A 26,306-nucleotide genomic window follows, 5' to 3' on the forward strand; every position below is an offset into this window, starting at 1 on the left:
AAGGCCATGCAGACGATCGATTGTGTCGTCGCCGGAGCAGGCGTCGTCGGGCTTGCCATCGCCAGGGCGCTTGCCTTGTCCGGGCGCGAGGTGGTGGTGGTCGAACAGGCCGAGGCGATCGGCACCGTCACCAGTTCGCGCAACTCCGAAGTCATCCATGCCGGTCTTTATTATGCACCGGGAAGCCTGAAGGCCCGGCTCTGCGTCGAAGGGCGGCGGTTTCTCTATGCCTACTGCGCCGAGCACGCCGTCGCCCATGCGCGCACCGGCAAGCTGATCGTTGCCAGCGAGCCCAGCCAGATGGACGGGTTGCGCAAGATCGAGGCCAATGCCCGACGCTGCGGGGTCGACGATCTCCGGTTCCTGACGCGCGGCGAAGCCGAGAGCCTGGAACCTGCGCTGGCATGCGCGGGCGCGCTGTTGTCGCCGTCGACCGGCATTGTCGACAGCCATGCGCTGATGCTGTCGTTGCGCGGCGACGCCGAGGCGGCCGGCGCGTCCTTTGCTTTCCTCACCACTGTCGCCGGAGCGACGATCCAGGCCGGCGGGATCCGGATCGAAACGCGCGATGCCAATGGCGAGACCTTCGCCCTGGAGGCGGCCACCTTCGTCAATGCCGCGGGTCTCGATGCGCCGGCCGTGGCCGGCCGGATCGACGGCTTCCCAGGGAATCTCATCCCCCGGCAGTGGCTCGCACGCGGGAATTATTTCGCCCTTCCAGGCCGATCGCCGTTTTCGCGGCTGATCTATCCGGTTCCGGTCGAAGGTGGCCTTGGTGTCCATCTGACGCTCGATCTGAGCGGCAGTGCGCGTTTTGGGCCTGATGTCGAATGGATCGAGCGCGTGGATTATACAGTCGATCCCGGCCGAGGCGCTGCCTTCTACGAGGCGATCCGGCGTTATTGGCCTGATCTTGCCGACGGTGCCCTGCAACCGGCCTATGCCGGCGTCAGGCCGAAGCTGTCCGGCCCGGGTCAGGCGGCTGCCGATTTCATGATCCAGGGGCCGGCCGATCATGGCGCCGGGCGGATCGTCAATCTCTTCGGCATAGAGAGCCCCGGCCTGACCGCGAGCCTGGCGATCGCCGACCATGTCGTGGAGCTGCTGCATACGCGATTATAAGCGCCGCCGGGAATTCGTCCGCTCAGGCTGATGTCATGAAACCTTTTGATTTCGAGGTCGTTGTCGGGGCGTATGTCCGAGGCGAAACCCAGATCGAGACCGACCGACGGCATAAAGCCGCGCGCCGCCCCGAAGCGGCGACGGCGAAAGCCGCGCGACGAGAGCCCGCGCGCGGAGGAGGCGAGCAAAAAGAAGCCGGGCGACAAGAAGGCACCGATCGTCGAAGCGGCCGCGCCCGATATCGCCGGCGAAGCTCCGCCGCCGGAAGCCGTCGAACCCAACCCGGAGTTGACGCCCGAGGAAGCAGAACAGGCGCGCAAGAAATACCTGCTGAAGCGTTTCTGGATCAGCGGGCGCGGCTATTGGGGACGGCATGGCGACAGGCTCGGCTGGCCATTGTCGGTCGGGCTGCTGATCCTGATCGTCGTCAATGTCGGCTTCCAGTACGGGATCAATGTCTGGAACCGCTCGATCTTCGACGCCATCGAGAAGCGCGATGCCCATACCGTCTATTTCCTCAGCGCCGTGTTCGTGCCGCTGGTGCTTGGCAGCATCAGCCTTGTCGTCGCGCAAGTCTGGCTGCGCATGACCATGCAGCGCCGCTGGCGCGCCTGGCTGACGACCTCGGTGATAGCGCGCTGGCTGGCCAACGGCCGCTACTATCAGCTGAACCTCGTCAAGGGCGACCACCAGAACCCGGAGGCGCGCCTGTCTGAAGATCTGCGGGTCGCCACCGAGTCACCCGTCGATTTCGTCGCCGGCGTGATTGTCGCCACCCTGTCGGCCTCGACCTTCATCGTGGTGCTGTGGACAATCGGCGGCGCCTTGAGCGTCCCGCTAGGCGGCTCGACCATCACCGTGCCCGGCTTCCTCGTCATCACCGCGGTGATCTATGCCGCGATCACCTCCACCTCTATGTTCGCCATCGGCCGCGATTTCGTGCGGCTGTCCGAGGAGAAGAACCAGACGGAAGCCGAATTCCGCTACGTGCTGACGCGCGTGCGCGAAAACGGCGAGAGCATCGCCCTGCTCGGCGGCGAGGAGGAAGAACGCAGCGGCATCGACAGAACCTTTGCCGGCGTTCTGAAGCGCTGGGCGCAACTGACCGGCCAGCACATGCGCACGGCATTGGTATCGCAGGGCTCGAGCCTATTCGCGCCTGTCGTGCCGGTCCTGCTCTGTGCGCCAAAGTTCCTCGAAGGGTCGATGTCGCTCGGCCAGGTCATGCAGGCGGCATCCGCCTTCGCCATCGTGCAGAGCGCGTTCGGCTGGCTGGTCGACAATTATCCGCGCCTCGCCGACTGGAACGCCTCCGCACGCCGCATCGCTTCGCTGATGATGTCGCTCGACGGGCTGGAACGTGCCGAGCAGAGCGATGAGTTGGGGCGCATCAAGCGTGGCGAAACCAAGGGCGACGCCATGCTCAGCCTCGACGATCTCTCCGTGACGCTCGACGACGGCACGTCCGTGGTCAAGGAGACGGAGGTCGCCGTCGAACCGGGCGAGCGCGTGTTGGTCTCAGGCGAATCCGGTTCGGGCAAGTCTACGCTGGTGCGGGCGATCGCCGGCCTGTGGCCATGGGGGAGCGGCAGCGTCAATTTCCATCCCGACAGGCGGTTGTTCATGCTGCCGCAACGGCCCTACATCCCGTCCGGCACGCTGCGCCGGGTGGTCGCCTACCCCGCGGCCGCCAACAAGTGGAAGCTCGACCAGATCAAGGCCGCCCTCGACAAGGTCGGCCTTGGCCACCTCGCCGGCCGGATCAAGGAGGAGGCGCCCTGGGACCAGACCTTGTCGGGTGGCGAAAAGCAGCGGATCGCCTTCGCGCGGCTCTTGCTGCATCGCCCCGACATCGTCGTCCTGGACGAGGCGACCTCGGCGCTGGACGAAAAGAGCCAGGACCAGATGATGGCAACGGTGATCCGCGAATTGCCTGAAGTCACGATCCTCAGCGTGGCGCATCGCGCCGAACTGGAAGCCTTCCACACCCGCAAGATCACGCTCGAGCGGCACAAGGGCGGCGCGAAACTTGTCAGGGATATCGACCTCGTGCCGCGCAACCGCAAACGCGGCCTTCTCACACGCGCCTTGTGGGGCTCGGGCATCGAAAGGCCGCATAAGCTAAAGTAGGGGAGTCAATCTCTTTGCCTGACGGACGTGCTGCTGATAGTTCTACCGGCTCACTCCAACAGTGAATCAGGCTGGGCAGCCGAAGCTCTAATTGAACTCGAGCCTGTTGATCTTGGCGATCAAATCGCTGTCCAAATTCAGCATGACCTCAGCGACATCGACATGACCTTTGGCAATGGCCTGAGCAGCCATTGCCGACAAGAGCATCGATTGATCCCAAGCCTCGTTTCGATGGAGACTGACGATCTCGCCAAGACTCGCCACAGCACGGTGATAGTCGTCGGCGCACTCAGTCGGTATCTCAGGTCCGTGGCCCGTTCTCCTGGCAACTTCAATAGCCGCGGGTAGCTGGAAGAATGAAGAGTCGATAGGCGTTCGCGTCTCAGTCGCGATTTTCACAATGTGCGGAACGGCCGCGTATGAGGCGGTATAAACGTCACCTTGGTGGCAAAGGCTTGACCAGAGGCTATACCACGGCTCCTCCTGATAGCCGCTCTTAGGACTTGTGGCTAAGCGCAGTTCCCGGAGTAACCCCGGAATGTTTGCTGCGCTGCCATACGCATGCTGCAGTTCGCCCCATCGTTGGTCTTCAAATGCGAGCATCGGATTATCCTACTTTCAGAGCCTCATGATCCAACACTGCTAGCCACGACCGGGTTTGCGGAGCTTTGAACCTAGGACCCATAGAGATCCTTGTAGGTCTCGCGTAGCAGGTTCTTCTGCACTTTGCCCATGGTGTTGCGCGGCAATTCGTCGACGAAGATCACCTGCTTCGGGTGCTTGTACCTGGCCAGGCGCCCGGCGATGGCACTGAGAATTTCGGCGCCGGTGATCCGCGATGCCGGGGCCCGTACGACGACGGCGGTGACGCCTTCGCCGAAATCCGGATGAGCGACGCCGATGACCGCGCTTTCACTAACCCCCTCTAGCGCGTCGATCTCGCTTTCGAGCTCCTTCGGATAGATGTTGTAGCCGCCCGAGATGATCAGGTCCTTGCCGCGGCCGACGATATGGACATAGAAGTCGGCGTCGATCATGCCGAGATCGCCCGTGATGAAGAAGCCGTCGGCGCGGAATTCCGCCTTGGTCTTTTCCGGCATGCGCCAGTAGCCGCCAAACACGTTCGGACCCTTGACCTCGATCATGCCGACCTCGCCCTGGGCCAGCGGCTTGCCGCTATCGGGATCCGTGATGCGCAGCGTCACGCCAGGCAGCGGGAAGCCGACCGTGCCGGCGCGCCGTTCGCCCTCATAGGGGTTGGACGTGTTCATGTTTGTCTCGGTCATGCCATAGCGTTCGAGGATGGCGTGGCCGGTGCGCTCGCGCCAGGCCTTGTGCGTATCAGCCAGCAGCGGCGCTGAGCCGGACACGAACAGGCGGATGTTCTTCGCCGCCTCGCGGCCCAGCCCGTCCTGCTGCAGCAGCCTGGTATAGAAGGTCGGCACGCCCATCAGCGCCGTGGCGCGCGGCAGCAGTGAGACGATGCGGGCCGGATCGAATTTCTGCTCGAACAGCATCGAGGCGCCAGCCATCAGGATGACATTGGTGGCGACGAACAGGCCATGCGTGTGGAAGATCGGCAGCGCATGGATCAGCACATCGCCTGATGTGAAGCGCCATTGGTCGACCAGCACGCGCGCATTCGACGCCAGGTTTCCGTGGCTGAGCATGGCGCCTTTCGAACGGCCGGTCGTTCCCGACGTGTAGAGGATCGCCGCGAGATCGTTCTCGCCGCGCTCGACATCATGAAAATCGGAGGATTGCCGCGATGCCTGGTCCGTCAGCGATCCCCGGCCGGTGCGGTCGAGCGTGACCACGACGGCACCGGATGGCGCGGCCATCCGCTCGATATCCGCCGATTTCGCCGGATCGCAGACGATGACCCGAGGCGCTGCATCCTCGAAGAAATATCCAAGCTCGGTCAGCGTGTAGGCCGTGTTGAGGGGCAGGAAGACGGCACCGGCGCGCACGCAGGCGAGATAGAGCAGCATCGCCTCCGGGCTCTTCTCGACCTGCACCGCGATCCGGTCGCCGGGCTCGACATCCAATTGCAGCAGCGCGTGCGAGAGCTGCGCCGACCGCGCCAGCATGTCGCCATAGCTGAGCGAGCGCCCATCATCGGTTTCCATCAACAGGCGCCCGGGCGCCGGCATCCGGGACCGGAACGCATCGAACAGATGATTGGTCATGAAATTTTCCTGCTGTGATGGCAATGGCGGCGCCGGCAATGCCCTTGGGGCGCGCAGAGTTCGCGTTTCCGGTCCATGTCGTCAAGACCGCAACGGCGGTCGGGCGCGTCACATCGGCCGAAAAAGCCGCGAACGATGGCAACAAGCTCCGTCAAGGGAAATGATCGTTACCGCCGAGCGCGCTCGACCGAAGCGGCGGGTTTTGAGACTTCGCCTTGCTTGAAGCGCTCCATGCATATGGAAGCGGTCAGCTGGTAATGATCGATCAAGGCCTGGACGGCGCCGTCGGCATTGCCGTCCAGCGCGTATTCGGCGATCCGCCGGTGTTCCCCGAAATCGTCGCGCTGGATGCCCTCGCCGTCAGTGGCCATTTGCCGGTAGCGATAGGCGTGATCGGAAAGCTGATCGCAGAAACCCACCAGCCAGTGCGACCGGCAGGCCGAGATCAGCACACGGTGGAAGGTGCGGTGCAATTTTTCCCAGTCCGGATCGAGCGACAAGAGATTTTGCGGCGAATGTCGTGAGGCGCGACCCAGGCGATGCAGCGCCAGCACCAGTTGTTCCTCCCAGTCGGTGGTGCGGTGGGCAATGGATTCGCGAAGCGCGCGTTCCTCGAGCCAACAGCGGGTGCGCGTCAGTTCCTCGAGCTCCGTCGCGCTGACCGGCATGATGAAAAAGCCACGCTGATCGTGACGGCCAAGGAGTCCCTCGGAGGCAAGGCGATTAAGGGCTTCACGGACAGGGGAGGCACCGGCGCCATACTTGGCAACAACCCACTCGACCCGCAGTTTGCTTTCGGCTTCCAGAGCGCCGCCAAGAAGATCATCCCGCAATTGGTGATAGACCGTACTGGCAAGCGTACTCTTGGGTCCTGTGCCGTCGTCGTTGAGGTTGGCAGCGCCGTATGTCAAATTCGACTCCTTGTCCCCATGTCTGTCTGGGCAATTCGAGTCCGAAAAGAATCCTTCCGTACATGTACCCTACAGTGCCTTCGTCAAGGGGCTCAAGCACAAGATGCCATCCTAGTACTTAAGCACGAAGGAATATGACGCTATCCGCCGTCTGATCGGGGAATTCGCGCGCCTCTGCAACCAATGGAAACTTAACATGTTTTGTATGCACGCAGGATTATCTGTTTCTTGTGTGCCCGTGCGAGCATCTTTTCTGTCGCGCGCAAAAATAACGCACGGCTCGGCTCATGCCTCCTGCGCCGATCTAATTCGGGCGGAACCGGCTCCTGAAGAACCGTGTCCGCGCAAAAGCTGTCGGCCAGCCGGCCCGTTGGATTTGAGGCGGGATGATCGTGGTTCGTCGAGCAATCCGGAGCGGTGCGCTGTTTCCTTGAAGCGGCCGCCCTAACTCTTTCCTTTGACCAATTCCGGACGGAAAACCGGTCACACTTTTCCTGGAATTGCTCTAGCCGGCGGCGTTGTCGGCCGCTGTCCTGATCGCCTCGATGTTGGCACGGTACGCCTCGACGCTGCCGCCCTTGAAGATCGCTGCGCCGGCCACCAGCACATCGGCCCCTGCTGACGTGACCAAAGGGGCCGTTTCGGGCGAAACGCCGCCGTCGATCTCGATGCGGATCGGCCGGTCGCCGATCAGCGCCTTGACCCTTCTCACCTTGTCGACGATCCCCGGGATGAAGGCCTGGCCGCCGAACCCCGGATTGACGGTCATGATCAGGATCAGGTCGAGCCGGTCGAGCACGTATTCGATCATCGTTTCCGGCGTCGCCGGATTGAGCGAAACGCCGGCCTTCTTGCCGAGGTTCCTGATGGTCTGCAGCGAGCGGTCGAGATGCGGCCCGGCCTCCGCATGCACCGTCATGCCGTCACAGCCGGCCTCGGCGAAGGCTGCGAGATAGGGATCGGCCGGCGCGATCATCAGATGGCAGTCGAAAAAGGCCTTGGTGCGGTTGCGGATCGCCTTGATCACCGGCGGACCGAAGGTGATGTTGGGGACGAAATGGCCATCCATGACATCGAGATGGATCCAATCGGCGCCAGCAGCGGCGACGGCTTCGACCTCGTCGCCAAGCTTCGAAAAGTCCGAAGCCAGCACCGATGGTGCGATCAAGGTCTTCTTGCTCATCTCGCGGCCTTTCCGGGCGCCCTTTTCATACCGTTCACCCTGGATCGACTGCCTAATGCCCGGCGGGTGACTTGTCGAGGGTGCAGGCACGGGGGCTCCACAGGCTTGGTGGCGGTGCGGCATCTCGCAGCCAATTCCCGCTTGCCGGGACATGACGAAGGACCCGCCGGATTGCTCCGGCGGGTTCCAGGTCTGACGTCGAGCAGACGGCTACTGCTGCTGGAGCTTCAGGATCCTGTTTGGTGCCGGTTCCTGCTGCTGTTCAGCCTGCGGCAGGCGCCGTGGCAGGACCTGCTGCAGCAGCAGGCCCGGATTGAGCTCCAGCGACGGCTGTCCGCGCATCGGCCGGCAGTTGGGATAGCGTCCAACCGTGCCTTCCGGGCAGCGCCTCTTGAAGATCGGCTGGCACTGACCATTGATCATCTGCGAGCCCGGTGCGCATTCCGCCTGCTGCCTGGGCTTGCGGCATGCGCCGTCGATCACCTCGGTCCCACGCGGGCAGACACACTCGCCGCGCTTGTTGTGGACCTGGCCGCGTATGTCGCACTGCTCCACCTGCGGCTGCTTGCGCCGGCAGGCATTGCCTTGCACCTCGGTACCCCGCGGGCAGACGCAATCGCCGTTGGCATCGTGCACCTGGCCCCGGATGGTGCACTGGTCGGGCTTCGGCCGGACCGGACGGCAGGCGCCGTTGCGCACCTCGGTTCCTTGCGGACAGACGCAATCGCCATCGGCATTGCGTATCTGGCCGGGGATGCGGCACTGCTGTGGCTTCGGCCGAGCCGGGCGGCAGGCGCCGTTACGCACCTCGGTGCCTTGCGGGCAGACGCAATCGCCGTTGGCATCGTGGATCTGGCCACGGATGGTGCACTGCTCGGGCTTCGGCCGGATCGGCCGGCAGGCGCCGTTGCGAACCTCGGTCCCTTGCGGGCAGATGCAGTCGCCATCGGCATCGTGGACCTGGCCACGGATGGTGCACTGCTCGGGTTTGTCGGTCCTGACGCAGGCGCCGTTCTCCAGCGCCGTGCCGCGCGGGCAGATGCAGCGCCCGTCCTCGGTGCGGATCTGGCCTTCGAGCAGCACGCAGCGCGGCGGCACGGGAAGCGGCAGAAGGTTGGTGCCCCCGCCCGTGCACTGGCCATTGCGGAAGGTGGTGCCTTCCGGGCAGACGCAGCGGCCGGCGTCGTTCATGACGAAGCCCGGCGAGCACTGGTTCTTCACCTCATGCGTGATGGTGAAGGGATGGCACGCATAGGCCTTGCCGCGATCGCCCTGCACATTGGTCTGGTCGCCGCCAAGCACGTCGCCGCCGCCCTGCACCCGCGTGTCGGGAGACAGGACGCCAACGCAGTTCTGGCCATTGACGTTGCCCTGCAGATTGGCAAGGCGCCCGTCGTCGGGAATGACCACGGTGACATGATGCGACTGGCTTTCGCCGGCGCCGAGCGTCAGGTTGGCGATGCAGGAGGCCGGCAGTGTGGTCGGCTCCGGCGAGCAGCCGAAGGGCGGGTCGATCGAGGTGATCGCAACGCCGGCCAGCCGGCCGAGCCCTTCCACCCCGATCGCATCACCGATGCGAACCGGGCCGGAGAAGGGGCTCGTTCCGTCATTGGATATGGTGATGTCGAACGAGCAGGGCTGGCCGAGCCGGCATTCGCGGTCGCCGGTCTTCTCGACACGGATGGTCGAGGAGCCGCCGCCCTTGGCGCAGGCCTGGCCGATCGGGTAGACGACATCGTCGCCTTGCGCCGGCCCATAGGAGCCGCGCGCGCAGTTCTCGAACTCGCCATTGGCCGAGACCGTCACGTCGAAGTGGCGGCTGGTTCCGGGTGCCATGACGGCACCGGGAATCTGGCACGACAGCGTGTTGGCCGGAACCGGTCCGCACGCCCATTCCGCGCCGTCTGGAGTGACGGTCTGGATCTGGACGGGCGCGCCGCCCGACACCAGCGTGGCGGCATCGTTGACCCGCACCGGACCGGTGGTGGCCGCGGTGCCGGCGTTGGAGACGGTGATGCGGCAAGAGACGGCCGCTGCACCGGCCAGCGAGCCGCTGCACACCTTGGTGATGCGCAGGCCGGGCTGGCCACCATTGGGACGACGGATGCGTTCCTTGGCGCAGGCCTTGTTGTTGGTGAGGTCGACCTCACCGGGAATGGCCTTCACCTCGGCGCAGTTCTCGACCGTGTCGGACCGGTAATCGGCCGGCATGACCGCCTTGACGAAGATCGGCGTCGAGGCGCCCGCGGGCAGCGCGATGCCGGGATTGTCGCAGCGGAACTGGCCGGGGCCGTTCGGGCCGCATGTCCAGGGCGGGCTCGGCCCGAAGGTTGAGGAGGCCGGTGCGCCGCCGGGATAGTTGTCGATCACCGTCAGCGGCCCGTTATAGGTCGAGGTGCCGTTGTTGATGATGTCGATCACGAAGAAACAGACGCCGTCGGCCGTGCAGATTTCGGTGCGGGCACGCTTCTTCAGGATCAGGTCGACCTTCTTCTCGACCGGCGGCTGGCAGTCGCGGTCACGATCGCCACGGCGGCAGATCGGGATCGAGGCACAGCCACGGTCATTCGACTGGCTGCCGAACAACGGCTTGCCGCTGGCGGCATAGTTGTAGGTCGCGCAGTTGCGCAGCGCACTGCCTTGCCAGCCCCCCGCCGGCCTGAAGCCGAGCTTGAGGTCGAAAAAGGCCCCCGGATTGAGCGTTGTCACCGGATAGGTGCAGGTCATCGGGGTGGTGCCGGGCACGCAGACCCAGGGCGGATTGGGCCCTGAGCTCAGCGTCGAGCCGGCCGGCAACGTCACTTCGTCCAGCACGATCTTGCCGTTGTAGGGCGCGGTGCCGACATTGGTGACCCTGATGGTGAAGTCGCAGCCGCCGGCCATGGTGCAGCGCGCGACATCGGCGCGTTTCTCGACCTTGAGATCCGGCTCCTTGTCCCTGGGCGGGCACCGCTGGTCACGCGGGATGACGATGTCGATGGTCTGCGTGCAGCACAGGCCCCAGCCCTCCTTCGGTCCGGCATAGGTCTCGATGCCGGTGACGATGAGGTGGATGACGTCGCCGGGCGATGCACCGACGATCTTCCAGTTGAGCACACCGCCGCCCGGAGGCACCAGCTGGGTGTCGGGGATGATGGTGATGCCAGGCGTGGTGGTCGACACCTGCACCCACTTGCCGCCCATCTCCGGCCCAACCGGCATGTGGTAGATGAAGGCGCCGCCGCCGGGCACGCAATCGACCGTGCCGCGTTCCACCTTGAAGCATTCCTTGCCGGGAGGCGGTGGCGGCGGTTCGCACTTGGTGACATCGATCTTGATCGAGGTCTTCACGCCGGTCTTGTAGTCGCCATCGTCAGGCTTGCTCGGATCCTGCGACGGGATGATGGTCCCGGTGCCGGCTCCGTTGCTCACCTTGATCAGGCCCTGGTTGTCGATGATCGTCGGCGCGGGAAACGCCGCATGGTCGATCCTGGCCGTGATCTGGAAATTGATGACGCGTTCGTTGGCGGCCCCGGCGCCGTCGAGATCGGCGGCGGAGAGCCGGAAGTCGGACACCGTTGCCGTATCGTTGGGCCCCGCCGTATTGCTGATCGTCGCGGCCGGCAGTGGCCCGCCGGAGGAATCCGTGCCGTCGCCGGACACGTTGACGCTGACGATCGAAAGGCCGTGCGGAAGCTGGTCCTTGAACTCGATCTTGAGTTTCCTCAGCAAGTCCGCAAGGCCCGGATCGGCAAAGCCCTGCGTGTCACCGCGCAGGCCGAAGCTCAGGGAGTAGACGACATAGTCGCAGCCTCTCTGGGTGCCTGTCTTGGTGAAGAACGGCACGACCCGTTCCGGCCTCGGATTGACGACGCGCGAATTGTCGAGGTCGAGCCTCAGTTCCGGTGTGACCGGAGCGGCGTCTTCCGCGTGGCTTGCGAGAGGGGTGAGCATGGCGACCGCGATACCGGCCGCCATCAGCCAGCGCGCGCCGCGCCTGGCGTATGACAGGGGTTTCATGATCGTCTCCATGACGGTTGAGCTGTTTCGCGCGAGCGGGGAGAGTGCGAGATTGTTCATCGTCCCCTCCTCAACGTTCGCAGCTGACGGCTGGGGTGCGGAGCGGCAAGGTCATCTTGCAGCAAGGGTAGTAGCCACCCTTGTCCTTGTCGGACTTCCTGTAGAAGCAAAGTCCAACATCCACTCTGTCGCCCGGATAGTGGCCGGTGATGTTGATCGTGTACGGCTTGCCGGGCGCATGCGACATGGGTGTGGTCACCCCGACGCCTGGCGTCCTGGACTGGGCCTTGATCGAATCGCCGCCGAAGCCGGCATGGTCATGGAGATAGAGATCGGCCTCGAGGCCCGAAGGCGTGCAGTAGTACTGGACGTCTTCAACATCGAGACAGGGAGGCAGGTTGCCGGGCGGTGGGAAGTCCGGCGGGTAGAAGGGTGGCAGATAGCCGCCCGGGATTTCTTCATAATAGCCGGCGCGGCCCTCGCAGGGGTGCCAGACGGCGACGTCGCCGACATGGCCTTCCACCTCGGGATCCTCGAAATAGCCATCGAAATCGACGAACCAGGAGCCGAAGGGCGGCACGTTGGCCGGTTTGACCAGGTCCTTGGGCGTGATCTGCACGCCATGCACGGCGAGCGGGCCGCCAGCGGCGAGCTGTTCGGCGAGCGTCGGATTGTCGCGCAATTTGTCGCCGGTGTTGACCAGCGTCTGCGTGCAGACCGAAGTGTCGAGATTGCCGTCGGCGTCATAGCCATATTGCAGGTCGAGGCCGCCGGCCGACTGCCGGTTGCCCTGCGGGAAGCCGACCGCGTATTCCTGCGGCACTTCCACCCAGACCGATTCCGTTGCCGGATCGTCCGGATTTTCTCTGAAGTAGCGGATGACCTCGCCCTTGCCGGAATCGGCGAAGCGGCTGTAGTCGTAGCGGTTCTCGATCGGGCCGCGCTGGGCGAGATACATGAAGCCGCTGTTGTCGAAGGCGATGTCGGTGACGGCGTAGTCCTTGTCGGCCTTGACCGTCAGCTCCCAGCGCGGGTCGCCGGCAAAGGTGCCGTCTCGGGCGATGCCGACCGACCAGATCTCCGATTTTTCGCCGACCGAGTAATAGAGACGGCCGCCATGATAGGAGACGGCCCAGACACGGCGCTCGTCCTGGGTATAGCCCCAGGTTTCGGAGTCTTCCGTGTCGAAGGCCGCGCCCTGTATGTCCATCACCGCGCCGTCGTCGGCGACGGGAGCCAGGCCATGCGCCGGTCGCCCGGCGACGCCATGATCGTAGGTGTCGATCAGCCTGCCATTGGCGTCGATGCGATGAATCAGGCCGGTGTCGAGGTCGGAGGCGAAGAACTGGCGGTGGTTGGGATCGAAGGTGATATTGCCGATGCCGGGACCGCTGTTGGTGTCGATGTCGGCGAATTTGGCGACCTGGCCGGTGATACCGTCGATCTTCCAGATGGTGCCCGGCCCGCCACCATTTTCGGTGCCGAACTGGCCATCCATGAAGGTCGCGCCTGCCGTGCCGCGGCGCTGCCGCTCCGGCCTGCCATCCTTGTCGGCGTCCGGCGTGACGATCTCGATGCCGTGCAGCGAGGTGGCCGCGGCGTAAAGGTTGGGAATGCCCGACGGGACACCATCGCGCACGCCGTCATCATAGGTGAGGCCGAACACCTCGCCGATCTGGCCTGCCGTCACCTCGAAAGGCGGCGGCGTGAAGACGAGCTGGCCCGAGGCTGGGCCACCCAGGTGCGAAACGTCGAACACGCGCAAGGTGGCGCGCGTGGTGTCGATGAAGGTTTCGTCGACCGGATCGACGCCGGGCGGCAAGCCCTCGTCGAAATTGGGGATGACGGTCCCGGGAAAGCCGGTGACCGCCATCGAGCCTGGATAGATGATCTGGGTGTCCTGAGCCCGGGCGGCACCGCCGAGCCAGAGGCCGGCGGTCAGGGCGAATGCAAGAACGCCGCCGGTTGTCTTGATCAGGCGGCGCAAACGGCTGGCGCGAGAAGACACTGACAGGCCGCGATCGCGAGACATAGAACTCCCCCCGAAGTCTACGGGAGGAATCTCCGGCTGCGCCGCGCAAATCAGGGCAGGGCGCGGCGGTCCGGCACGTTCTTCCCTGATCGAATTGTCTGCTTTCCTCTTCATTACGATACGCCTGCTCTTACCTAGGGTCAACGGAATCAGCGGAAAGCCCAGCGCGTCGACCCCGTCCCGAAGGCGGTGATCACGCCGAGTTCCTGTTGTTCCGGGAGACCGCGGAGCCTCTCGGTTGCTGGTCATGGGGACTTCCTTTCCGGGCCGCTCCATGCGGCACCTGGACGTCAGTCGTGGACGGAGGTGGAAAGGTTCATGGAAGCCTTGCGCAGAATGCTTGCGCCCGATGCCGCCTGTTCTTATATACGCGCCAAGCCGTCCGGCGCCGGGACACCGGTTGCCGAACGGGATTTCTTGTGAACAGGGGCTTTCGTCGGAACGCCTTCACGGGTCCTGAAAGCCTGCTTAGCGGAGAGACTAGAAAAATGGCAAAAGTAATCGGTATCGATCTCGGCACCACAAATTCCTGCATCGCCATCATGGATGGCAAGGAGCCGAAGGTGATCGAGAATGCGGAAGGCGCACGCACGACGCCTTCCATCGTCGCCATCTCGGGCGACGGCGAACGTCTGGTCGGCCAGCCGGCCAAGCGCCAGGCGGTCACCAATCCTGAAAATACCATCTTCGCGGTCAAGCGCCTGATCGGCCGCCGCTATGACGATCCGGTGACGGAGAAGGACAAGAAGCTTGTCCCCTACAAGATCGTCAAGGGCGACAATGGCGATGCCTGGGTCGAGGCCGGCGGCAAGAAGCAGTCGCCCTCGCAGATCTCGGCCATGATCCTGCAGAAGATGAAGGAAACGGCGGAAGCCTATCTCGGCGAAAAGGTCGAGAAGGCGGTCATCACCGTTCCGGCCTACTTCAACGACGCCCAGCGCCAGGCGACCAAGGATGCCGGCAAGATCGCCGGCCTCGAAGTGCTGCGCATCATCAACGAGCCGACGGCGGCAGCGCTTGCCTACGGTCTCGACAAGAAGGACGGCAAGACCATTGCCGTTTATGACCTTGGCGGCGGCACGTTCGACATCTCGGTGCTGGAAATCGGCGACGGCGTGTTCGAGGTGAAGTCGACCAATGGCGACACCTTCCTCGGCGGCGAGGATTTCGACATGCGCCTGGTGGAGTACCTGGCGGCCGAGTTCAAGAAGGAACAAGGCATCGACCTGAAGAACGACAAGCTGGCCCTGCAGCGCCTCAAGGAGGCGGCTGAAAAGGCCAAGATCGAGCTGTCCTCGACGACGCAGACCGAAATCAACCTGCCCTTCATCACCGCCGACGCGACCGGGCCGAAGCACCTGACGCTGAAGCTGACGCGCGCCAAGTTCGAAAGCCTGGTCGAGGATCTCGTCCAGCGCACTATCGAGCCCTGCAAGGCGGCGCTCAAGGATGCCGGCCTGAAGGCCGGCGAGATCGACGAAGTGGTCCTGGTCGGCGGCATGACCCGCATGCCCAAGATCCAGGAGATCGTGAAGCAGTTCTTCGGCAAGGAGCCGCACAAGGGCGTCAACCCGGATGAGGTCGTCGCACTCGGCGCCGCCATCCAGGCCGGCGTGCTGCAGGGCGACGTCAAGGACGTGCTGCTGCTCGACGTGACGCCGCTGTCGCTCGGCATCGAGACGCTGGGTGGCGTGTTCACGCGGCTGATCGAGCGCAACACCACGATCCCGACCAAGAAGAGCCAGGTGTTCTCGACCGCCGAGGATTCGCAGTCGGCGGTGACCATCCGGGTCTTCCAGGGCGAGCGTGAAATGGCGGCCGACAACAAGGCTCTTGGCCAGTTCGACCTGGTCGGCATTCCGCCGGCGCCGCGCGGCGTGCCGCAGATCGAGGTCACCTTCGACATCGACGCCAACGGCATCGTCAACGTTTCGGCCAAGGACAAGGGCACCGGCAAGGAGCACCAGATCCGTATCCAGGCTTCTGGCGGTCTTTCGGACGCCGACATCGAGAAGATGGTCAAGGACGCCGAGGCCAATGCCGAGACGGACAAGAAGCGTCGCGCCGTGGTCGAGGCCCGCAACCAGGCCGAGGCGCTGGTGCATTCTTCCGAGAAGTCGCTGAAGGAATATGGCGACAAGGTCTCGGAAGCCGAACGCACGGCGATATCGGATGCGATCGCGGCGCTGAAGACCGCGGCCGAGGGCGACGACGCGGCCGACATCGAGGCCAAGAGCCAGGCACTTGCCGAAGCTTCGATGAAGCTTGGTCAGGCCATGTACGAGGCCTCGCAGAAGGAAGCGGCGGAAGCCGACGCCAAGGCGGATGCCGCCAAGGACTCCGACGTGGTCGATGCCGATTTCGAGGAAATCGACGAGGACGACGACAAGAAGAAGTCGGCCTGAGCCGCCCGACGGCAAGACAAAGCGGAAAGCCCGGCGTAAAGCCGGGCTTTTTTGCAACCCTTGCCGAAAAAGTGCAGGACCCTCCTGAAAAAACGACAGAAAAACCCGGACAGACGCATGCCAGCACTGGCATCCGGGCGGCACCGATCCTAAATCGAGACGACGTGCCGGCAAACGACGCAACAATGCATCAAGACGTTGAGCATCCGGACAGCGGGAAAAAATGAAAGCTGATTTCTACGAAACGCTGGGCGTGCAAAAGGGCGCCGACGAGAAGGAGCTCAAGAGCGCTTTCCGCAAGCTCGCCATGCAGTTCCATCCCGACCGCAACCCCGGCGATCATTCCTGCGAGCACAAGTTCAAGGAAATCAACGAAGCCTACGAGACGCTGAAGGACCCGCAGAAGCGCGCGGCCTATGACCGCTTCGGTCACGCCGCCTTCGAGCAGGGCGGCATGAATGGCGGCGCGCAAGGCTTTGGCGCTGGCGGCTTCGCCGACATCTTCGAGGATATTTTCGGCGACATGATGGGCGGGCGCCAGCGCCGCTCGTCGGGTGGCCGCGAGCGCGGCGCCGACCTGCGCTACAACATGGAAATCACGCTGGAAGAGGCCTTCGCGGGAAAAACCGCGCAGATTCGCGTGCCGGCCTCGATCTCCTGCTCGGAATGCTCTGGCAGCGGCGCCAAGCCCGGCACCCAGCCCGTGACCTGCTCGATGTGCCACGGCCACGGCAAGGTGCGCGCCACGCAAGGCTTCTTCTCGATCGAGCGCACCTGCCCGCAATGCCAGGGCCGCGGCCAGACCATCAAGGATCCGTGCCCGAAATGCGCCGGCCAGGGCCGCGTCACCGAGGAGCGCTCGCTGTCGGTCAACATTCCGGCCGGCATCGAGGACGGCACCCGCATCCGCCTGGCCAATGAAGGCGAGGCCGGCCTGCGCGGCGGGCCTTCGGGCGACCTCTATATTTTCCTGGCGGTGAAGCCGCACGAATTCTTCCAGCGCGATGGCGCCGATCTCTATTGCAAGGTGCCGATCTCGATGACGACGGCGGCCCTTGGCGGCTCCTTCGAGGTGACGACGCTGGACGGCAGCCAGACCAAGGTGAAGGTGCCCGAAGGCACCCAGAACGGGCGTCAGTTCCGGCTCAAGGGCAAGGGCATGCCGGTGCTGCGCCAACCCAATGTCGGCGATCTCTATATCCAGACCGCGGTCGAGACGCCGCAGAACCTTACCCGCCGCCAGCGTGAGTTGCTGGAGGAGTTCGAACAGCTCTCCTCACAGGAGAATTCGCCCCAATCGAGCGGGTTTTTCGCCCGCATGAAGGATTTCTTCGAATCCTTCGGCGAGCGTTGATCGAGCAGAAATGGCGCGTGGTCGGATGAAACGCGCCGAATCCCGAAGCGCGACGAAATCTATCTTATCCACGACATGCGTCTTGCCGTACCTTGCCTTGCGTCAACCAGGTGTTAAGTAGCTTGCGGGGAGCGTTGAGGAGAGCTTGCATGACACGTGGTCACGGACTGCGGAAGGCGCTTGCCGAGAAGTTCGACGACGAACTCAAATTCTTCAAGGGCTGGATCGACAAACCGAAGACGGTCGGCTCGATCGTTCCGACCAGCTCGATCACCGCGCGCAAGATGGCCTCGATCGTCAATCCCAGGTCCGGCCTGCCGGTGCTCGAGGTCGGCCCCGGAACCGGTGTCATCACCCGCGCCATCCTCGCCCAGGGCGTGCGGCCCGAAAACCTCTACGCGGTCGAATACAACACCGATTTCGTCCGCCACCTGCGCCGCCTCTACCCCGGCGTCAACGTCATCGAGGGCGATGCCTTCAACCTCAACGCCACGCTTGGCGAGCGGAGCGGGATGATCTTCGATTCCGTCGTGTCCGGCGTGCCGCTGCTCAACTTCCCTGTCGCCCAGCGCATCGCCTATATAGAGAGCCTGCTTGACCGTATCCCCGCCGGGCGTCCGATCGTGCAGCTGACCTATGGCCCGATGTCGCCGATCCCGGCCGGGCGTGGCGACTATACGGTCAAGCATTTCGATTTCATCATCCGCAACATCCCGCCGACGCAGCTGTGGATCTATCGAAGGGAAGCGCATTAGTTCCTCGGCCAAAACCGTTCGAGGATCACTAGCGCTGGCTGCATACCTTGGCGATTGGCAGAGACATCAATCATTTCGTCATCCACGGGCGGAGCAAGGAGCGTAGCGACGCGGCGCAGACCCGAGGATCCATGCCGCGACTCCCGGGGCGGCCGCTGCGGTGCAGAATTCTGCTCCGCTGCACTCCACAGCCAAGGTCACGGAATGGATCCTATGGTCTGCGCCGCGTCGCTTCGCTCCTTGCTCCGCCATAGGATGACGAAGTCAGAGGGCCTCGGCCAATACCACCCACACAATCCCTCAAATCGGTTTCGATTTTTCAGCTGCGGCGCGTTGATTTGCTCGTACCTTGGCTGTACCTGTCCGGGAACAAGGATGGCCAATGGCAGTGATCGCGAGAATCCTCGTCTTCGCCGGCTCGAACCGGACGGGCGCCTATAGCGGCAGGACCGCCGACGTGGCGCAGAAGGAACTTGCGGTGCAAGGCGCCGAGGTGACCCGCATTTCGCTCGCCGATTATCCCCTGCCGATCCTCGACGAGGACCTTGAGAAGGAAAAGGGCGTTCCTGAAAACGCCGTCAAGCTTGGCCGTCTGATCGCCGCGCATGACGGGCTGCTGATCGCCACGCCGGAATATAATGGCTCGATCCCGCCGCTGCTCAAGAACACGATCGATTGGGTTAGCCGCGTGCGCCGCGATGGTGGCCGGCCGGTCAGACCGCTTGCCGGCAAGGTGGCCGCCCTCTGCTCCTCCTCCAACGGACACTTCGCCGGCATCCGCTGCATCAATCATCTGCGCGCCGTGCTGGTGCGCTGCCAGATGGAGGTGGTGACGCCGGAATGCTCGGTGCCCGACGGCGACGACGCCTTCGCGGAAGGCGGCAATTTTCGTGACGAGAGACTGCACAAATCGATGGAGCATCTATGCCGCACGCTGATCGAAACCTCGCGCATGCTGTCCACGCGGATCGAGGCGTGATCGCCGCAGCCATGCAGACCCAACCCATGCAGGCCAAATCCATGCAGGAAAGACTGATCGTCGGTCTCGACGTGCCGACCGTGAGGGAAGCCGAGCAGGCGGTGCGCGAACTCGACGGCGTCGTCTCCTTCTACAAGATCGGCTATCAGCTGGCCTTCGCTGGCGGATTGGACTTCGCCAGGGAACTGGCCAGCGGCGGCACCAGGATCTTCCTCGACATGAAGTTGCTCGACATCGACCACACCGTGGCCAAGGGCGTCGAGAACATCGTCAAGATGGGCATGACCATGCTGACCATCCACGCCTATCCGAAGGCAATGCGCGCGGCGGTGGAGGCGGCACGCGGCAGCGACCTTTGCCTGCTCGCCGTCAGCGTGCTGACCTCGATGGACGAGCAGGACATGATCGATGTCGGCTATGAATATGACCCGCACACGCTGGTGCTCAGGCGCTCGGAACAGGCGCTGCACGCAGGCATGGGCGGCATCGTCTGCTCGGCCGCCGAAGCTGAAGCCGTGCGCCGCATCGTCGGACCGGACATGGCGGTGGTGACGCCCGGCATCCGGCCGGCGGGCAGCGACCATGGCGACCAGAAACGCGTGGTGACGCCGGCGCAGGCGATCCGCAACGGTGCCAGCCATCTTGTTGTGGCTCGGCCGATCGTCGCGGCGGCCAACCGACGCGAGGCGGCCGAAGCCATTCTGGAAGAAATGCGCTCGGCCTGAGGACCAGCTCCAAGCTTCGCCCCGGCGGCGGCGTTTTCCGCGCTTCCGATGCTCCCCCGCTTTGGGTACGCTGCGCCTGTCACCCTGCGGTGACCCAAGAACACCACGAGCCGTTTCGGAGCGATTCTTAAGACCGGTCCTCGCTTGAAGGACAGAAACTCGGAGAAAAAGCATGCCCAAGGGATATTGGATCGCCCGCGTCGATGTGCGCGATGCCGAAGGCTACAAGGACTACGTCGCCGCTTCAAAGCTGGCCTTCGACCGGTTCGGCGCCAAGTTCCTGGCGCGCGGCGGCGCGCATGAAAAGGCCGAAGGGCCAGGGCGCGGACGCAACGTGATCATCGAATTCGAATCGCTCGCGGTCGCGCATGACTGCTATCACTCGCCCGAATACCAGCGCGCTGTCGCCATCCGCCAGAAGGTCGCCGACGGCGAGATCGTGCTGGTCGAAGGCATCTGAGGCCCCGTCCCGTCAGACTGGGAGCCGGGAATGGTCCCGGCGAAACCGTGAAGGCGCGCCGTGCTTGGCCCAAGGGCGGGGCCCACCCCGAAGCCCACACGTCATCCGTGGCCATCCGGCAATCGAGGTCAGCGTCCGAATAGCCTCGTCGAGCACGGCGAGGCGGGAACGACTGCGGATTGACATGCAGGTATTTACCTGCATATTATGACCTCACAACAGATTGAGACCGATGGACGCCGACAAGGTTTTCAAAGCGCTGGGCGACCCGACACGCAGAAGGCTGCTTGACCTTCTCTGCGAGAAGAACGGGCAGACGCTCGGCCAGCTTTGCGAGCATCTGGACATGGCAAGGCAATCCGCCACCCAGCACATCGACCTCCTGGAGGCGGCCAATCTGGTGAGCACGGTCAAGCGCGGCCGCGAGAAGCTGCACTTCATCAACCCGGTGCCGCTGCACGAAGTCTACGAGCGCTGGGTGCGAAAATTCGAACGGCAGCGGCTCAGCCTGCTGCACGACCTGAAGCAAGAACTCGAAGGAGAGGGCCAATGACCCGAGAGACGACCAGTTTTGTCTACGTGACCTACATCCGCTCGACGCCGCAAAAAGTGTTCGAGGCCATAACCAAGCCAGACATCGCACGGCGCTACTGGGGCCACGAGAACGTCTCGGACTGGAAGGCGGGATCGAAATGGGAACACATTCGCGCCAATGACGAGCGCACCGTCGAACTGGTCGGCAAGGTCGTCGAAATCGAGCCTCCGACCCGTCTGGTGATGACCTGGGCGAACGCCTCGCAGGCCGACGACCCGTCGAAATACAGCCGGGTGACGTTCGGCATCGAGGAATATGACACCATGGTGCGGCTGACCGTCACCCATGACGAACTCGAAGCCGGCAGCGGCATGGCGAAAGGCATCAGCCAAGGCTGGCCGGCCGTGCTGTCCAGCCTGAAATCCTTCCTCGAAACCGGCAGCGGCATCGACCTTTTCGCCAAGCCGAAATCGGCCTGACGTGCTGCGATATCGTGCGGACCAGGCCAGCGGAGAACGACAATGACCAAGCGCTATAGAGGCGGCTGCGCGTGCGGCGCGATCCGCTATGAGACCAGCGGCGAGCCGATCTTCCAGAACCATTGCCAATGCCGCGATTGCCAGAGGCGCGCGGGCACGGGCCACGGATCCTATCTGACCTTCGGCCGGCGCGCCGATATGGCGATTACCGGCGACGCGAGCACCTGGCGGGTGGCCGCTGACAGCGGCAACGAAAAGATCCACGCCTTCTGCCCGACCTGCGGAACACCGGTCTACCTGACATTCGTCGCCATGCCGGAACTGATCGCCGTTCCCGCGGCCAGCCTCGACGACCCCGGCGATTTCAAGCCGCAGGCCGTCACCTACACGATCCGCGGCCATGGCTGGGATGTTGTCGATCCTTCCTTGCAGGCATTCGAGCGAATGCCCGCGGGATAGCCCGGTACAGTCCGGCTAGAGCAATTCCAGGAAAAGTGTGTAACGGTTTTCCGTCCAGAATTGCGTAAAAACAAATAGTTAGAGCGGTTCTGCGATTCCGTGAAACGCTGAACCGCTCTAAGTAACCGTCGAATGCCCGTCGCTGGCCAGCGCTTCCGCCTGGTGGCGATGCCCGAGCGTTTCGTAGCCGACGACGGTGACGGCCGGCGCCAGCATCAGGATGACAAGGCAGATCGCCATATCGACGCCGGCAAGCGCAGCGAGGATGGCGAGCCCCACGACCGCCGCCGTCGCGACCAGCAGCCAGATGTGGAACGGGTCGAAGCGCCTGACGAGATAGGTGTAGAGCGCATAGATCGCCGCCAGGAAGACACTGACGGGAATCGCGGTGGCAAGCAGCGTCGCAAGCGGGCCGACATGCGCCTTGTGCTCGATGAAATAGGCCGCGACATGCAAGCCTGCGCCGGTCGCGACGATGGCGGTGACGATCAGCATCTGGCCATAGCCCCAGACGAAAGCGCGGTTGCGGTGGGCGTGCAATATCGGCGCGGAGGGCAGCATGTAATAGACCCACCACATGCCGAAGGTGAGCCCGGTGCCGGCGATGCAGACCAGGGCCGCGTCCAGGGACCAGCCCTGTTCCTCAACCACGGCCGACAGGCTCGCGAGCGTGCCGACAACCCCTTCCCCCAGCGCGATGATGGCGAACAGGCTGTAACGCTCGGCCATGTGGTGCGCATGCCATGGCGTGCCGCCATCCCTGCGTTCGGCAATCACCGGCCCCGCCAACTCGATGAGGCCGAGGATGACGGCCAGTATGATGCTGGTGCCGACCGGGAAATCGACAACGATCTGCACCACCCAGCCGATCTGGGCAACCGCGATTGCCTTGACATAGGTAAGGCAGGCGCGGCGCCGGGCGGGATCCTGTCTCGCGGCGCGCAGCCACTGGAAGATCATGGCCAACCGCATGATCACATAGCCCAGCACCATCACCGAATTGTCGAGATGCTCGCCGTGCTCGATGGAAGCGAACATGCGCGGCAGGCCGACGGCCAGCACCAGCACGCCAATCATCTGCACCATGGTGACGAGGCGGAAGCCCCAATCGTCGGTGTCATAGGCAGAGGAGAACCAGGAGAAGTTGATCCAGGCCCAGCAGATGGCGAAGCTGGCGAAAGCAAAGCCGAGCAAGGCCGAGGCGTAATGGCCTTCGGCCAGTGCGTGGGCTAGCTGCGAGGAGGCAAAGCTGAACGCCGTCACGAAGGTCAGATCGAACAGAAGTTCGAGCGGGGTGGCGACACGATGCCCTTCATGCGGATCGCGCCCGGTCATGCGCCTGATGTGATGGTGCAGGGTTTCAGGGATGACAGGCGTGGTTATCATTGCGCGGCCTTGGCTGGCGAATGAACGCTTGGACCAAGCCGATGTATAGCGGCGGATCCTTACTTACCACATGCATTCATCTCGCTTGTCCACAGGCTTATGGGACGGGCTCGAGACTTCGATCAACGGCGCCAACCGTTGGAAGTCGATGCGCCAACCCGCCAAGACAGTCCAGTGCCGCAGCCGCCGACGGCCGCTTCGCCGGCTCAGCGTCGGTCAAGTCCTCGATCAACCTGCAAATCGGGGGCGGGACATCGCTCCTGACCGTCGTGACTGCAACCAGCGGACCGCTGGATGTCGGAATGCGATTGGTTAGCAATTGGTGGAGAAGAACTCCCAGCGCATAGCAATCCTGAGCGGGATCGACCGTCGGAGCAGTCAACCATTCAGGAGATATGTACCCGAGCGAGCCCCATGGCAAAGCCCCTACCGTCTGGGTGCGTTCCGCGCCTTCGAAATCGATAGGCCGCAACTTGCCACTTGCATCAACGATCAGATTGGACGGCTTCAGGTCGCGCCAGACCCAGCCTTTGGAATGAATTGCTTCAAGCAAGCCCGCGGCCGCGATGGCCAGTTCCAACATTGGTGCCAAGTCAAGCAAAGGTTGTTCTGGGGACAGGACTGCCGCTAGCGGATTGCCTTCGATAAACTCTAATGCAAGATAGAGGTTCGGGCCATCTTCGAAGAAGGCATGGATTGCCGGAACTGCGACCGTGTCGGCAAGGGAGATGAGTACTTCGTGTTCTCGCGTCAGTCGGCTGCGTCCGTCGCTGCCGTCCCAGTCAGACTCGCCAGCCGCACGACCTTCCTTCAGGATGCAAGCCCTTGCGGGGATATCCGCCAGGTCGATGGCGCGATAGACACCCCCCTTGCCGCGTTGGGATATCGGCTCGTAAGCTCGAAAACGTGTCTTCAGCAGGCCAGCCGTTCGGACGTCAGGGAGGTTCAGGCTAACAAGCCCCCTTGGCAGTACGGCCCAGTCGGGATTCACCATTCGATTGTCTGGGGTCAACGAGCCATCAGGCTTAAGCACAGCATTCGGGCCGCCCGCGCTGCCATCAATCGGACGAGACTTGAATGCGCCGTAGCGCGTGTAGACATTGCTTCCCGGCGAGATCCGACGCTCGTATGGGACAGCAGGTCCGACAAACTCGCGAGTCGCCTCATCCAGGGCCTTCGCGATTCTGCAAGCCTCCTCATCATCCTTTGGATAGATCGTCAGGAACTTGCCAATCTGCGTATAACCGAAGAACAGACCGCAATTAAGCTTGCGCAGGTCGCCGAGCGTGCGTGGCCCCTTGAAACAGGCATCGTTGCTGGCGAGGAAGTGACCAACGGCCTTCAGGACGTTCGAAGCCGTTACAATAGTTGCCGTTACATGTATCTTCCACCCTTGATCGGGAACCATGTCCATTACGGCATGGCTGGACCGCCAAAGTGAACCTTCTGATTCATGCGGAAGATACTGGGCACAAAGCTTTGCCCAGTCATCTTCCGCCGCCCGAAAAGGGCGCGTCTCGACGCCATGCGCAGACAGCACGAAGCACCTATCTCGAGCAGGAAATGGAGTAAGATGTAAGTCAGAGTATGGTAGTGCCAACCGTCGTTACGGTAACAGTGCAGGAGCTTGTTGTTACAGTTGCAGTTGTCGTAATAGTCCAAGTGGTACCGTCTTCGGTCAATTTCTCTTTTACAAACATCCGGCTAAGTTCCTCCGGGCTATCTGCAAATTCTGCGAGAACACCTTCCCAGTCCGCTCTCTCGACAACACCTTTTTCACGGTATTTTCGAGATGCTTCGCTGGCTTTACCTGACAACTCAAGAGCAAAAAGAGGATCTGTAATTGCACGATGTACAACGGCATGAACCTTCATTGGATATCTCCTAATATAAATATTACGCCGCACGTTTAGCGTGCTCTAATCCACTAAACCCAAGATTAAAAAAATAGTTAAAATTCTAACGGTCAATTAATATTCATATTCATTCTTATTGACGGCTTCGCGTCAGAGCGATCGGCCCAGATACAATGAAGCATAGCATTGGAAAGCTTGGCACGGAGGGGAAGAAGGCGCTGACGTTCCGACCTCAAGCAAGTCGGGACGACTTCACGACAAGCCGTTTAACGACGGTTTCGGCCATGGCTTCCGACAAGCTCATGCCCCAGCGCGTGCGGCAGTAGTCGCGGAAGTCGAAGCAAGGCAGGCCGGGACAGACCTCGAACTCGATGAGATGGACGGTATCGTCGGGCTCGACCCTGAAATCGACAGAGAACACATCTCTGAGGCCCAGTCCGCTCATCAGCCGTTCGGCAATGGCGCGGATCTTGCGGTCGGCTGCCGGCAGGCTGGCGCCGACGGGTTCCAACTCCGGCTCGACATAGGTCCCCGCATCCTTGGCCGCCTGGCCGGTGTCGCCATAGAGCGCCATCGAGTCGGCCATGGTCTGGAAATCGCCGCCGGAATCGACGAAGAAGATGCCCAAAGCCTCTACGCCCGTTTCAGGATTGAGGCCGAGGAAGCTCGCACGCACGTTGCGGCCGGCAACATAGGGCTGGACGACGACATCGTCGCGATAATGGGAAAAGACACGCCGGCTGAGTTCCAGCGCGTGAGCGAGTTCGGAAACGCGCGAATCCGGCCATATGCCGATCTTGGCGCCAAGCCGGTTTGGCTTGACGAACCAGCCGGCGGCGGAAGCCGGCGGCTCGACCAGCCATTTGCCATCCCGGGCAAGGCCGGCCTGCGGCACCGGCAGGCCGAGCGCGCCTAGCACGGCGCCGGAGCGGAACTTGTCCTGGCACAGCGCGAACAGCGCATCGTCGGCGCCAATCGTGCGCAGCCCATTCAACCGCGCCATCGCGGGCACCGCGCCGCCCCGGAAATAGGCGACGCCGTCGGTCAGCGTCCAGACCAGCGTCGTATCGGGATCAGCCTTCGCCAGCACCGACGCCGCATCGTCGAGCTCGACCGCCGTGAACGCAAGGCCACGCTTGTCGCACGCGGCAGCGAGCAGGCCGAATTCCGGCGCCAGGTCGGTTGACTGCGCCAGATAGGACGAGATCTCGATGGCGCGTTCCTTCGGGTAGCCATCCGCGACAAGCCTATCGAAACAGGCCTTCTCCGGCTCATGGACGAGGATCAGCGTCGGCGTCTTGTGCGGCATCGAATGCTCCGGGCGAAATCAGGCGCTACAATCGCACG

The 26,306-nt window shown here is 63.2% G+C and carries 21 protein-coding genes; 11 read left to right on the forward strand and 10 right to left on the reverse strand.

Features of this window, described 5'->3' with window-relative positions; translation table 11 throughout:
* Positions 1–6 precede the first annotated feature (6 nt).
* Together FJ977_RS09980 and FJ977_RS09985 are read left to right on the forward strand one after the other, a co-directional pair.
* The gene (locus FJ977_RS09980) at positions 7–1,122 is read left to right on the forward strand and encodes an NAD(P)/FAD-dependent oxidoreductase (RefSeq protein WP_140770875.1); all 1,116 of its coding nucleotides are present in this window, start codon (positions 7–9) and stop codon (positions 1,120–1,122) included.
* 72 nt (positions 1,123–1,194) lie between these two features.
* Positions 1,195–3,252: an ABC transporter ATP-binding protein/permease gene (locus FJ977_RS09985; protein WP_140770877.1), complete on the forward strand. Its 2,058-nt coding sequence runs from the start codon at positions 1,195–1,197 to the stop codon at positions 3,250–3,252.
* Positions 3,253–3,339: 87 nt separating this feature from the next.
* Here the strand turns inward: FJ977_RS09985 and FJ977_RS09990 are convergent, their stop codons facing one another.
* The 6 genes from FJ977_RS09990 to FJ977_RS10015 all read right to left on the reverse strand — a co-directional run bounded on the left by FJ977_RS09990 (position 3,340) and on the right by FJ977_RS10015 (position 13,842).
* Positions 3,340–3,855 (reverse strand): hypothetical protein, encoded by a 516-nt coding sequence (locus FJ977_RS09990; protein ID WP_140770879.1) that lies wholly within the window; start codon positions 3,853–3,855, stop codon positions 3,340–3,342.
* A gap of 71 nt (positions 3,856–3,926) precedes the next feature.
* Positions 3,927–5,441 (reverse strand): malonyl-CoA synthase, encoded by a 1,515-nt coding sequence (locus tag FJ977_RS09995; protein ID WP_140770881.1) that lies wholly within the window; start codon positions 5,439–5,441, stop codon positions 3,927–3,929.
* A 167-nt stretch (positions 5,442–5,608) separates the two neighbouring features.
* A complete protein-coding gene (locus tag FJ977_RS10000) occupies positions 5,609–6,352 on the reverse strand; it encodes a GntR family transcriptional regulator (RefSeq protein ID WP_140770883.1) in 744 nt (247 codons plus the stop codon).
* 505 nt (positions 6,353–6,857) lie between these two features.
* Positions 6,858–7,535, reverse strand: a complete 678-nt coding sequence (rpe, locus tag FJ977_RS10005) for a ribulose-phosphate 3-epimerase (protein ID WP_140770885.1) — start codon at positions 7,533–7,535, stop codon at positions 6,858–6,860.
* Positions 7,536–7,745: 210 nt separating this feature from the next.
* The gene (locus tag FJ977_RS10010) at positions 7,746–11,594 is read right to left on the reverse strand and encodes a hypothetical protein (protein ID WP_140770887.1); all 3,849 of its coding nucleotides are present in this window, start codon (positions 11,592–11,594) and stop codon (positions 7,746–7,748) included.
* A gap of 10 nt (positions 11,595–11,604) precedes the next feature.
* On the reverse strand, positions 11,605–13,842 hold the full coding sequence (locus tag FJ977_RS10015) for a hypothetical protein (RefSeq protein WP_181179731.1): 2,238 nt from the start codon (positions 13,840–13,842) through the stop codon (positions 11,605–11,607).
* 212 nt (positions 13,843–14,054) lie between these two features.
* On the opposite strand from FJ977_RS10015, the gene dnaK reads away from it, so the two are divergent.
* The 9 genes from dnaK (at position 14,055) to FJ977_RS10065 (ending at position 21,717) form a co-directional block, all read left to right on the forward strand.
* Positions 14,055–15,971, forward strand: a complete 1,917-nt coding sequence (gene dnaK, locus FJ977_RS10020) for a molecular chaperone DnaK (RefSeq protein ID WP_056573851.1) — start codon at positions 14,055–14,057, stop codon at positions 15,969–15,971.
* Between the two features lie 223 nt (positions 15,972–16,194).
* Complete coding sequence (dnaJ, locus tag FJ977_RS10025) at positions 16,195–17,325, forward strand: molecular chaperone DnaJ (protein WP_140770890.1); 1,131 nt, start codon at positions 16,195–16,197, stop codon at positions 17,323–17,325.
* A gap of 149 nt (positions 17,326–17,474) precedes the next feature.
* Complete coding sequence (gene pmtA / locus FJ977_RS10030; RefSeq protein ID WP_140770892.1) at positions 17,475–18,080, forward strand: phospholipid N-methyltransferase PmtA; 606 nt, start codon at positions 17,475–17,477, stop codon at positions 18,078–18,080.
* Positions 18,081–18,462: 382 nt separating this feature from the next.
* Complete coding sequence (locus FJ977_RS10040) at positions 18,463–19,059, forward strand: NADPH-dependent FMN reductase (protein WP_140770896.1); 597 nt, start codon at positions 18,463–18,465, stop codon at positions 19,057–19,059.
* A gap of 11 nt (positions 19,060–19,070) precedes the next feature.
* Positions 19,071–19,784 carry an orotidine-5'-phosphate decarboxylase gene (pyrF, locus tag FJ977_RS10045; RefSeq protein ID WP_162258942.1) on the forward strand — a complete coding sequence of 238 codons (714 nt, stop codon included), beginning with the start codon at positions 19,071–19,073 and terminating at the stop codon, positions 19,782–19,784.
* 172 nt (positions 19,785–19,956) lie between these two features.
* Positions 19,957–20,244 carry a DUF1330 domain-containing protein gene (locus FJ977_RS10050; protein WP_056573865.1) on the forward strand — a complete coding sequence of 96 codons (288 nt, stop codon included), beginning with the start codon at positions 19,957–19,959 and terminating at the stop codon, positions 20,242–20,244.
* A gap of 232 nt (positions 20,245–20,476) precedes the next feature.
* Positions 20,477–20,797, forward strand: a complete 321-nt coding sequence (locus tag FJ977_RS10055) for a helix-turn-helix domain-containing protein (RefSeq protein WP_056573871.1) — start codon at positions 20,477–20,479, stop codon at positions 20,795–20,797.
* Positions 20,794–21,258 (forward strand): SRPBCC family protein, encoded by a 465-nt coding sequence (locus FJ977_RS10060; protein WP_140770898.1) that lies wholly within the window; start codon positions 20,794–20,796, stop codon positions 21,256–21,258. The genes FJ977_RS10055 and FJ977_RS10060 overlap by 4 nt, the downstream gene beginning before the upstream one ends.
* A gap of 42 nt (positions 21,259–21,300) precedes the next feature.
* Positions 21,301–21,717, forward strand: coding sequence for a GFA family protein (locus FJ977_RS10065; protein ID WP_140770900.1), 417 nt, complete (start codon positions 21,301–21,303; stop codon positions 21,715–21,717).
* Positions 21,718–21,834: 117 nt separating this feature from the next.
* Here FJ977_RS10065 and FJ977_RS10070 read toward each other — a convergent pair whose 3' ends face one another.
* The 4 genes from FJ977_RS10070 to FJ977_RS10085 all read right to left on the reverse strand — a co-directional run bounded on the left by FJ977_RS10070 (position 21,835) and on the right by FJ977_RS10085 (position 26,268).
* The gene (locus FJ977_RS10070) at positions 21,835–23,103 is read right to left on the reverse strand and encodes a low temperature requirement protein A (protein ID WP_202325148.1); all 1,269 of its coding nucleotides are present in this window, start codon (positions 23,101–23,103) and stop codon (positions 21,835–21,837) included.
* A gap of 97 nt (positions 23,104–23,200) precedes the next feature.
* The gene (locus FJ977_RS10075; RefSeq protein WP_181179733.1) at positions 23,201–24,643 is read right to left on the reverse strand and encodes a protein kinase; all 1,443 of its coding nucleotides are present in this window, start codon (positions 24,641–24,643) and stop codon (positions 23,201–23,203) included.
* A gap of 40 nt (positions 24,644–24,683) precedes the next feature.
* A complete protein-coding gene (locus FJ977_RS10080) occupies positions 24,684–24,977 on the reverse strand; it encodes a hypothetical protein (RefSeq protein ID WP_140770904.1) in 294 nt (97 codons plus the stop codon).
* 214 nt (positions 24,978–25,191) lie between these two features.
* Positions 25,192–26,268 carry a D-alanine:D-lactate ligase-like protein gene (locus FJ977_RS10085; protein ID WP_140770906.1) on the reverse strand — a complete coding sequence of 359 codons (1,077 nt, stop codon included), beginning with the start codon at positions 26,266–26,268 and terminating at the stop codon, positions 25,192–25,194.
* Between the last annotated feature and the right edge of the window lie 38 nt (positions 26,269–26,306).

Source organism: Mesorhizobium sp. B2-1-3A, assembly GCF_006442655.1.
Taxonomy (GTDB): domain Bacteria; phylum Pseudomonadota; class Alphaproteobacteria; order Rhizobiales; family Rhizobiaceae; genus Mesorhizobium.